The organism is Bifidobacterium sp. C0047B3, from assembly GCF_056590535.1.
In genome coordinates, this window is the sequence record NZ_JBWPWH010000003.1 from 126,410 (window position 1) to 137,963 (window position 11,554).

General features: G+C 44.0%; 6 protein-coding genes. All 6 read right to left on the bottom strand.

The genetic code is table 11. The features are described from left to right. Positions 1–306: 306 nt before the first annotated feature. Positions 307–1,443, bottom strand: coding sequence for a class C sortase (locus tag AC1EKT_RS04380; RefSeq protein WP_481616054.1), 1,137 nt, complete (start codon positions 1,441–1,443; stop codon positions 307–309). A 93-nt stretch (positions 1,444–1,536) separates the two neighbouring features. Beyond that, a complete protein-coding gene (locus AC1EKT_RS04385; RefSeq protein ID WP_481616055.1) occupies positions 1,537–3,279 on the bottom strand; it encodes a SpaH/EbpB family LPXTG-anchored major pilin in 1,743 nt (580 codons plus the stop codon). Further along, entirely contained in the window at positions 3,276–6,224 is a 2,949-nt protein-coding gene (locus AC1EKT_RS04390; RefSeq protein WP_481616056.1) for a hypothetical protein, read from the bottom strand. Before AC1EKT_RS04390 ends, AC1EKT_RS04385 begins: the two co-directional genes overlap by 4 nt. Before the next feature lie 750 nt (positions 6,225–6,974). After that, a complete protein-coding gene (locus AC1EKT_RS04395) occupies positions 6,975–8,015 on the bottom strand; it encodes a class C sortase (protein ID WP_481616057.1) in 1,041 nt (346 codons plus the stop codon). Positions 8,016–8,781: 766 nt separating this feature from the next. Further along, the gene (locus AC1EKT_RS04400) at positions 8,782–9,423 is read right to left on the bottom strand and encodes a hypothetical protein (RefSeq protein WP_481616058.1); all 642 of its coding nucleotides are present in this window, start codon (positions 9,421–9,423) and stop codon (positions 8,782–8,784) included. Between the two features lie 358 nt (positions 9,424–9,781). After that, positions 9,782–11,488 (bottom strand): SpaH/EbpB family LPXTG-anchored major pilin, encoded by a 1,707-nt coding sequence (locus tag AC1EKT_RS04405; RefSeq protein ID WP_481616059.1) that lies wholly within the window; start codon positions 11,486–11,488, stop codon positions 9,782–9,784. Positions 11,489–11,554 lie beyond the last annotated feature (66 nt).

The window sequence follows — 11,554 nt, forward strand, 5'->3', positions numbered from 1 at the left end:
GCAGGCTGCTGATTCGCCAAGCGAAGAAGAAAAATCGAAAAATCTCTGCGATAGACACGGTTATTAACGATTAAACACGCAGAGTTTGGGGGATTTCTTTACGAGCACTAAAAGAGGACTGATGGAGCAACGTTCGTAGAGAACAAAGTATGCATGAGAGTCTTTAACAGCCAAAGCGACTGAAGGACGGGACGTGCGAGGAAAGAAATCCCCAAAACTCGCGCCACATCAAAAGAAATTCACGACCATCACAGCCACGCAAGAAATTCGCAAGCCAAAACCACGCAAGCGCGCGACGATATTCGCTCAGGCAGGTCGTTTGCGCAACTTACGCAGCATTTTGCGCGAAACCGCCAACAAATGCCTGCCTTGCAGACTACTCACACCATTCTTCTTTCGCAACGACGCAACCAGCATCATCGCCATCAACACCGCGGACATCACCATCGATATCACAAACAGCGTCATCCACAACGGCCACTGCATATGGTCGCCCGGCACGTTAGCAGGATCCGGCAGCACGCGATACCCCGTCACAAGCAGCCTGTGCGTGTTAATTCCATACGGCGTGCACGTAATCAGCGTCGCCAAGTCGCGCCCCTTTTCGCGCCGCAGCAAACGAATATCGTTCGGCTCCACCACATTTATGCGAAACACTCTGTACCGAAAAGTTTTGCCTTGCACATCAAAATAGAAGTAGTCGCCTTTTTTCAGCGTGTTTAAATCGTCAAACATCGTGGCATCCGGCATACCCGTATGCGCCGTCACAACCGTGTGCCTGCTTTTGCCACCCACCGGCAAATCCGTGCCGTACAAATGACCAGCGCCCATTGCGAGAGTATCTTGAGTAGTTCCGTGGTAAATCGGCAGTCTAACGCCAATTTTTGGTATTTTCACGATGCCCATAATCCCCATCGGCTCGCTAAGCATTTTTTCGTACTCTTTATATTCGGGAGTGTCCATGTAGTCGTTACTGCCGTTATACGGGTCCGCGCTAATAATCGCCTTGTGGCGAGCGTTGTATTCACGCGCTTTTCGCAAAATTTCCGCGCGATTTTCTTTAGGTTTTTCCTTATTTAATTTGTCGTACTCGATTGAAAGTTCCTTGGCAGCATGATTGTTAACCAAAGTAGAAACCACAGGATAGCTGAAACACAAAATGCCAATAGTAACAAGCGCAATTGGCTCAGCCAGCTTGCGAAGTGTGGACATTGGTTTTGGGGAAGATTGCTCTTGTGCGGATTGTGATGATTGCGGAGACTGCGATTGTGATGATGAAGATTGCGAAGTTTGCACAGACTGCGCAGATTCAGTATTTTCGGAAGACGCAGCAATTCCAGAGCTCGCTGAATCTTCCACACTTTTGGAGGACTTATTAGCGCGCATACGAGTCAGACGCTTAAATAGCGCGCGAGCAGACTCTGCAAAATCAGCTAGCTTCATAATTCCTCCAATAAATAAACAGGGAGCCGGGAAAGCGTTAGTTAACGCGCGCCCGACTCCCCATTTTCGTTAATGCTTAAAGAAAGGGATTAACTAAGCGCGGAGCTTAGCCTGCTCCTCTTCCTTCTTGCGACGACGCATGTACACAAAGAATCCGGAGCCAACGAAGCACATGCCGATAACTGCGAAGATGATTACGCCAGCAGCACCGGTCTTTGGAAGAAGGCTGAGCCAAGAGCCGTTGCTATCGTCTGGAACGTCCTCGAACTCGAAGTTCTTGGTTTTATCAGTATCCTCAACCTTTACTGCAACAGCCTTAGGGTTACGAATGTAGCCGGTTGGGGCAACAGTTTCCACAACGTAGTACGTCTTACCGCGAACTACTGAATATTCATCAGTCTTAGCATCAGTGCCCTTTGCGTCTTTCTCACCGAAGTTAGTAGAAGCAGCAGAGCAAGCGGTAGTCAAATCGTTATCTTTCTTTCCGTCGGTAATAGCCTGAGAGCACGTATTTGCACTAGTTTCATCAGCAAACAGCTTAAACTTTGCAATTCCTGTTGTAATTGGTTTTTTATCCTTTGCAGAAAGCTTCTGAATAGTGAACTTTGAGAACTTCACTTCCTTGTACACTTTACCTTCAACAACGTCTGGATTACCAGTTGTGTGCGAAGGAATTAAACCACCCTTGTTAATAACTGTGTTGTTGCCAAGAACATCCGAACCAGCAAGAGTGAACTCTAAAGTAACAAATACCTTTACTACATTGCCAGCGTTATTGTTAGCAGCTGTAGCAAGCGCAGTCTTACCGTCATTAGTGAAGGAGATAGTAATCTTCTTGCGTGTAGTATTATCGGTTTTATCCGTAAAATCTTCTGGACCGCTAACGGTGTAGTCAGTAGTAGGAAGCGTCGTATCACTCTCTACAGGTGCTTCGCCGGTTCCAAGTTGTACCTTTGTAACTACGCTCGCATCATAAGCTGTGAAGTAGTTAGCAGGAGCGAGATCGACTACAGAATAGCCTTTAAAATCATCGGCAGTAAGAGCCGTAGCATCAGCACCCGTCTCCTTCATCTTGTCAAGCTCAGCGCTAATGGTGTAGGAAATCTTATCGCCAGCGCCAACAGTCTTAGAAGTATCCGCAGTCTTCTTAACGCTATTGCTCAAATCCTTGTTCTTTGGATCCGCGTATGGAGCATAGTTGTAGACTACTTTGCCATCAGAACCCTTCTCAATCCTTGGGATTGTCATATAGAATGGCTTGGATTCGGCAGCAGAGAAGCCCTTTGGAGGATTTGATTCTGTAACTTGATACAGACCGATTCCAAGATCGAACTTCGCAACACCCTTATAATTAGTATTTTTTGGAGAACCAGTAACAGTTTCAGTGGTTATTCCAGTAGCAGTGCCTTTATTAAGACCATCAATATTATTGGCGACCTTAACCCAATCGGCGTACTTAGTTAAGTCAAGATCCTCCTTATCACTTGCATTAAGCTTCGTCACCTTTTTTACAGTGAATTCGGCACCAGGAACAGGAGTTGACTTCTTCTGCTTTTTGGTGGTTGAGTCAACCTCGTACTTCCACTTGAAAATAGTGAGGGAATAAGTCTTTGCCTTATCGGTATCATTAAGCTCCCATGGCGCATCACCCTTCTGCACAGGTTGGGATGGATTACCAAGACCAGTAACACCGCCTTGAGACTGACCACCCTGTTGTATACCAGGCTTGCCAGCCCACGCAACGCCGGACACTGTCACAGCACCCGCCGCGCACAGCGTCCCAGCCATTGCGAGCGAGGCGAATGCGGCGACGCATCGTTTTGTGAAATTATTCATTTCTTCTCCTTTATTTCAGTGCCCTTGCGAGCAGATACTTCAGTGCCCTTTTGAACAGCTATTTCACTGACCTTTTGAGCAGAATTTTGGTACACAAAATTTTTCATAAATGCGCGCCCCCACTGTGTTTGGTCGAGAGCAAACGCAAGAACCATAAGACTTGTGAAAATCGTTGTAGCAACGCTAAGAATCATGTTCCAGCCTGCGAATCCTGTCTTTGGCAGTTTAAAAGGCTCAACAACGTGAATTGGAACCACGGACTTAGTCCAATCCTTGCCTTCTACGAGGCTAGTGTCGCCGTCAAGAAGAGTATCGCCGTTTGTTACGGAAGTTTCATCAGTCACCTTAGCTGTATAAGCATCAAGCGCCTTCTGCTTCAACGCATACACAACGCACTGGTAATCGCCTGTTTCTGTAGGCGCGCCGCCAATAATCGAATCCGTACGTTCGACTGCATAGAATGGATTTTCTTCATCCCAATTATTTGCTTTGATATCACGCTTATACAACACATGTTTAGTGCTACAGGAAGCAGAATCACCATTACATTTATCAGCTTCTTCGAACGAATCAACATGGCTCCACTGATGAATCTGATCACCGTTTGGAGCAGCCAAGCCATCAACACTACTAGACCAAACACCCACGCCACTAGAGCCATTAGTGTCAGCAGAGCCGTCTTTGCCAGCTTTGCTCACATTAGTGCACAAAACTTTCAGCGAAATCTTATTGCCTATATCATGCAATGACCACGCATCAATATACGGATTCAAAAAACGCATTCCGCGCATCATTGTGATGCCCTGGTCTGGATCTACATCACCATAATCGTCTCTTTGCGAATCAGACTTATTACTATCCGAAGCTTGCTTAGTTGTTACACGCAACTTTAAATCATCATCACCAATTAAAGATACAGAATTATTGACCGCAACTTTTAGATATATTGGTTTACCTTTATTGCTAGATTCATCGTCTTCTGAAGAAGAACCATCAGGATAATGTGCAACCACAGGAACAAGATAATTTCCTGTTTTCATCCACGAACTTACTCTAATGGTAACTTTCCCATATTTCTTTCCTGAATCTTTAGAATTATCTCTTCCATGCTTGTCTTTTTTTACATCTTTAGGCTCATTACTTTGATTGCCCTTAAATGAAGCCCAATCAGGAACTGGGTGATCAGAATCATCCTTATATTGCTTTATCTCAAACCAAGTTCCGTCAGGAAGATGACGCGTATGAGCTAATTGTTTACGGCAACTACCTACACCACATTCGTTAACAGGTGCTACTGAAACCTTCTTTTCTCCAGGAAATACTGACACACCATATTTGTAGTAAGGTTGATAGTAGTAAGACATTTTGCGAACAGTAATGTTCAAAGTCTTAGATTCCCAAGTAATTCCTTTACTTGACTTAAACAAATCTTCTGACTTTAGCGCAGAATCAATTTTATCAATGTTGTTAGAGTTATCTTTAGCTATTTGATCAAATTTTATTGCAATAGAATCATCTTGCACATCATTAGCGTTAACTTTATTTTTTAAAGCATATACTTTACATACAAAATTGCCTGAGTTTGTTGGAGAACCAGCAAACTTACCAACTGTTCTTTCACTAACACTTATAGGCTCATATTCAGAATGAGAATCTGCATACTTTTCGTACACGTAATCGTCATAAAGTAAGTCAGCCATATTGCAGCCTTTAGCAGGATCATCAAAACATTCTTTTTGCTGCTTGTAGCTGGCATGCTTCCAAACTTTTACGTTAGTATCATCTTGTTTTAATTCAAGCCCGTTAATTCCGCCATACTCGTATTTTCCACCGACAGGCTTGCCATCAGAATTCTTTTCGTAGCAAATCACACGCTGATTAATATTGCCTATGCCAAGATGCGCAGATGAATCAAAAGTGGTTTTTTCAACCTTTTGACCAGCCATTAACACTAAATCTGATTCATCAGACTGACCATACCTATAGTCTTCATTATCTTCACTATTTATCGAAAGGGACAAATCTCCGATTTGTAGCTTATATCTGTAAACATGAATATTAGCGTAAACAGCAGTTTTCTTATTAAAAAGGATATTTCCTGCATTGGAATCATCTGATGTAGTTCCATCTGGATAATGCACAACTACGTGCACCTTATAATCTCCATCTTTAGTCCACCTATTTGGTTTGAAAGTTATAACGCCATAATTATCCAAATCATCAGCATCATCATCTGGAATTTTTTTGGTCGTCTTACATTCAGTAGCATCATCGCACTGTTCGCCTTCAAAGTTAGCCCAGTCGTACGCATCGCCTTTATCATTTGTATTTGCTCTTTTAACTTCAAACCACGTACCAGCAGGAAGATATCCAACTTTAATCTTCTTATTATTAGGTACTTTTTCACTCATAGGAGTTTTAGATGCATTGTACGCACTACCAGAAAGATTTCCTGCAAATATACTTGATGTTCCACTATAAACTGGATTATAGAATTGCGCGCCGTTTTGGTTATTGTCAGTAGAACTTCTCTCACCGTTCGACCCAGTTTGAGCAGATTTAGCAGCGTTTTTATCTTCTTTACTTTTACTGTTTTGATTAGCCTTTTTATCATTGGAAGCCGCGTTTTGAGGATTTGCATTAGGCGTTACAGAAGTATGTTGCTCAGGCTTACTACCAGGTTGCTGCTGATCAGTCTTAGGCTCAGCATTTTTCTCAGCAGAACTACCCGGTTGATTTTCAGCCTTCTTATCCCCTTGCTCCGCAGCACCGGTATCCTTCGCAGAATCAGCACTTTTCGAAGTCTTCGTTGTTTCTTCGGTTGAAGCACTCGACGAAGCGATAGGCACAATCGCGAGAGTTGCGAGAGTCAGCACGCAGGACGTGAAACCGCAAATTACGCGCATAATCTTAGAAAGACTGTTACGACGACGCTGCGGAAACATCTCTAATCACCTTCGTTAAATTCAAACTCTCAAAATTTGTGTAGTCATCATTACAAAATCAAGAACCACACAGCACTGCAAAACCTCTCTTAATTGCAGACACAGTGCTTGCAACTATACCCCCCCCCTAGGCATTTTGCAAGTCTAATCGCGAAATAGAAGTAGTAAATGTGATGAGCGACAGACACAGAATGTGTTAGAATTTGTTTTACCTGTGTAGGTTGCTCCTACACGTGATTTCATTGAGCTCTTGTTCGTTAAGGACAAGAGCTCAGTTGTTTCTGGATGGCGGTTTTGCCTATAACCCTATAACCCGCTGTTACTAAAGCAGTACGCTGACTGCGCTAATAACGCTAAATGCCGTTTTTTCGCGCGTATCCGACTTTTTCTTTACACGCACGTAAAGTTTCTGCCGGTATTACTCACGTAAGCGGCATAAACTGCGCGCCGCTGTAAAGTTTCTGCCGTTTTTTCGCACGTAACCGACTTTTTCTTTACACGCACGTAAAGTTTCTGCCGTGTTGAGGCGTGCGAACGACCGTTCCTTTACGTGACTGCACAGTTTCTGCCGGTATTTGTTACTGGTGCAGATTAGTGACTGCGTTAGTAACGACCTGCTTTCGCGCTGCGATTTAGCGCGCGTAAAGTTTCTGCCGGTATTACTCACGTAAGCGTCATAAACTGCACGCGGCTGCACAGTTTTGGTCGTTTTTTCACGCGCAATGCTGCGCTCACCGCACAGTCGTCGCGTTACTCGCGACGCAACTTACGCAGCATTTTGCGCGAAAGAGCCAGCAAATGCTTGCCGCGAATGTCGAACTGTCGCCCTCGCTTAGACGTTGCAGCAACAATCATCGTGGACAAAACAATCAATGAGAACACCATTGCAATCACAAATAGCGTCATCCAAAGCGGCCATTGCACGTGGTCCTCCGGCGCCTTCACAGGGTCCGGCAGCACACGATACCCCGTCACCAAAAGCCTATGCGAGTTCACGCCATACGGGGTACACGTTAGCAGCGTCGCCAAGTCACGCCCCTTTTCGCGCTGCAACAAACTGATATCGTGCGGATCCACAACGTTGATACGGAATACTTTGTATCGCAAAGTTTCGCCTTGCACGTCGAGGTAGAAGTAGTCGCCCTTCTTTAAATTCACCAAATCGTCGAACATGGTTGCATCCGCAAGACCCGTGTGCGCGGTAATAACTGTGTGACGGTTCTTGCCACCAACCGGCAAATCCGTGCCGTACAAATGACCAGCGCCGTGCGCTAAAACTTCCTGCGAACTACCGTGATAAATAGGAAGTTTTACACCAATCTTCGGAATTTTTACGATGCCGATAATGCCCATAGGCTCCTCAAGTGCCTTAAGATAACGCTTGTATTCAGGCGTGTTAGTTACGTCTTTTTTCCCATCCGGACTATACGGATCCGTAGTAAGCATATTCTTGCGAGTTTTATTGTAAAGCTTCGCGGCACGAATGTGAGCGCGGCGCACGTCACCAGCCTGATCGTGGTTATACTTGTCGTACGCGTTAGAAATTTCCTTCGACACGCGATTATTCCAAAGCGTTGAAACAACAGGGTAACTGAAGCACAAAATGCCTGCCAGCACGAATGCGATTGGCTCGACGATGCGGCGGAGCTTGGATTTTGGTTTTTTGGCTGGTTTTGTTGCGGTTGATGAGTCTTGGGTTGATTCGGTTGCAGGTTTTGCTTGAGCGGCGATTTTTGCTTTGAGTTGCTTGAGGAAAGCATATACTTTTGTAACAACGTTGTTTAATTTCATGCTTCCTCCGTTTGTATGTTTATGTACGTAATTTTATTTTATGTGGCGCGAGTTCGTGTTTACCGTGGCGCGAGTTTCGGTGGATTTCTCTCCTCGCAAGTCCCGTCCTTCGTCGCTTTGGCTGGTGTTTGGCTGGCGGATTTCTTTGCGTGGCTGTGTGAAATAGGAATTACTTGTCTCGCAGCGCTCCGCTCTTATACCTTATTTGGACTTAAAGGTTGCGTAGTTAAGTTTAGTTTTTTACTTACTTTCTCTGCAAAAATAGTATTCATCATCACGATTATTACTATCGTTCCGCTTTTATATTGCTCGACCAAGCAACACCCACCCCTCACTACTAGTAAAACCGCTAGTGTTCTGTGGTGTGGTAGGTGCGTCTGGTGTGGCGTGTGCAGCAGCAATGACGTTAGTGTTCTTTAGGCAACAAGCAATCAACGTCTGCAGAGCAATAATGCTAAAGTTCACTAAGCAATAAGTAATCGCCGTTTGCAAAGCACAACTGCAAAGCTACATAATCGACGTTTGCAAAGCAATGGCGCAAAGCTGCAAAACCACTTTTCGCAGAAGCACAACTGCAAAGCTGCAAAACCACTTTTCGCAGAAGCATTACTGCAAAGCTTCATAAGCAACGTTAGCAGAGCACTGGTGCAAAGCTACATTAGCAATGTTTGCAAAGCAATTATGCAAAGCTTCAGAAGCGACGTCAGCAGAGCAATAATGCAAAGCTACAGAAGCGACGCTTGCAGGTACTCAGCTTAGCGCAATACTACCTGCCGAAATTACTACGACGCACTGAGCTACGGTTGTAAATGCGTATGCTTGTTTTCTTAGGATTTGGTTGAATTGTGTTATTTATTTTCTCAAGTTCAGACCTAATAAGCTTCATCTCATTAAACTCAGCTTCTAAAGCCTTCGTTTCTTCACACTTAGATTTTGATTTTTTTATTTTCTTGAGTTCAGCCTTAACAACTTCCATTTCCTCATAATATGTATTTGCTACATAAACGAACAACCATTGGCAGAATAGAATGACTAGGAAGAAACCACCAATGAATACTGAAATTGCTTCAATATATTCAACATTCCCTATTTTATTATTCAAACTAAAAAGATCAATACCAAACATTTTAAGGATATTAACTTTACTGTCAACCGATATATTTTTCGCTTGCCCAACTAACAATCCAATAAGCCCAAAAAGAAATGCAAACACAAAATTTGAAGAGAAACCACTCCATATATTATAACAGAATCTTACAGTTCGAAGTTGATCCACTAATTTTTCTTTTTTTTCTTCTTCAGTATATTCTTTATTCTCTAGGATTTTATTTATCTTCTTGCCACGATATTTTCTAATTTTTGTCACAATGCGAGAAATTTTTTCTTTATCTGGTTTTTTGTTTAACATTGCAACTTCTTCTCTTAGAGGGTTGATTGTTATTGATTAATGTTCTTTCTGAATGGAAAGAATGAATACAGCAGACTGCGCTGTGCGCAGAAGAGAGATACTCGCGCATAGCACAAGCGAGCAACGCACGCAGCGAAACGCCAATCACACAACGCACGTGGCAAGACACCACAAAGCGCATCACGCCGCAGCAAACGCCGCAAGCGAGCAACGCACGCATTACGCGGCTAGCGCGAACACAGCGCAGCCTGCTAAGTTTTTATTTATAAGCCAGGCGATTAAAGTTCCGCCGCGCAACAACATGGCGCGCCTAAACTCAATCGCCTAGCGGATTGCAATTCCTAAGAATTGCGCGGAATCAGGCAGCCTGCTGCTCTTCATCCTTCTTGCGGTTGCGCAAGAAGATGAACATGCCAACAGCAACCAAGCACATGCCAGCCAACGCGAAGATAATCACGCCTGCAGCACCGGTCTTTGGAAGGTTGAAGAGCCAGCTCTTACCGTCATTGCCTGAATCTGGAAGGTTCTCGACAGTAATAGTCTCCTCAGACTTATTTTCATCAACCTTAATAGGATGAACATTAGGGTTACGAATGTATCCAGCTGGAGCAACAGTTTCCACTGCATAGAACTCTTCACCACGCTTAACGGAATAAGCTTCAGTTAAGCCAGTATCTTTTGCAGTTACCTTCTCACCAAAGCCAGCGGAAGCCTTTGCCTTGCAAACATTGTCAAGGTCTGTACCAGTTTTACCTTGCTTAAGTGCATTTGTGCAAGCTGTAGCCTCACCCTGGTTTGCGAACAACATAAACTTTGCATCTTTCAAAGGAGAATTATCCTTAGAAGAAACCTTCTTGATTTTGAATGTAGCGAAATCTACCTTTGGATTAGTTTTAGTCTTAACTTCGCTTGGAGTTGTTCCGGTACCATGAGATGGCACCATACCACCCTCGTTGGTAACAGAGTTCGTAGAAAGTGTAATCGTCTTAGCAAGTCTGAACGTCAAATCAATAGTTACCTTTGCAGCCTTGCCAACACTTGCATTTGCGGCAGCAGCGAGCTTGCCACGACCCTTATCAGTGAACGTGATTTCAATCTTCTTCTTAGCACCACTCTCAGCATCAGTAGATGACACTTCGTAATCTTCAGTTGGTTTAAGCGAATCAGTGCTGTCTCCTACCTTAACATTCTTTACAACATCATCATAGCTTTCGAAATATTTAGCTGGCGCAAGATCGAAGACGCTATAGCCCTTGAATTCATCTGCAACACGATCTGAATCAGTAGCCTTAGCCTTAACCTTATCGAGGTCTGCTGTAATGGTGTAGGAAATGTTATCTCCAGCACCTACAGTCTTAGTTGTATCCTTAGTCTTCTTAACGCTATCAGCGATATCAACGTTCTTAGGATCAACGAACGGAGCATAGTTGTACTTGGTCTCTTTATTGCCACCAGTAGTAACCTGCTGAATCATTGGCAAAGTCATATAGAATGGCTTAGTTTCCGCAGCAGAATAACCTGCAGGAGCCTTGGTTTCCTGAATCTGATACAAACCAAGTGGAAGATCCTTAAACCTTAAAACACCATTAGCGTTTGTAGAGCCACTTAATTTACCATTTGTACCAAATGTATTATCGAAAGCTACAGTACCAGCATTCTTATTAAGATCACCAGCTGCCTTAGCAACCTCTACCCAAGAGTCATACCTGGTCAAATCAAGGTCTTTGCTGTTGACAGACTTAACCTTCTTAATAGTAAATTCAGCATCCTTAACAGCAGTTTCCTTCTTCTGGTTACCGTTGTTATCGGTTTCAGACTTCCACTTGTAGATGGTGATGGAACCAGATTTTGGAGCATCAGTCATCCATGGAGCTGATTTGTAATCACCAGCTTGCGAATCGGTGGTCAAACCAGCTGCACCTTTTGTATTGAAAGTAGTATCAACACTTGGCGTACTATCAGCCCAAGCAGAGTTGTTTGCCACCACGGCGCCGGCGACGCACAGCGTGCCAGCCATTGCGAGCGAGGCGAATGCCGCCACGCATTGTTTAGTGAATTTATTCACTTTCTTCTCCTTTATATCAGTGCCCTTGTGGGCAGGTTTTGAGGAAAATACGTTTATTGTTTTATT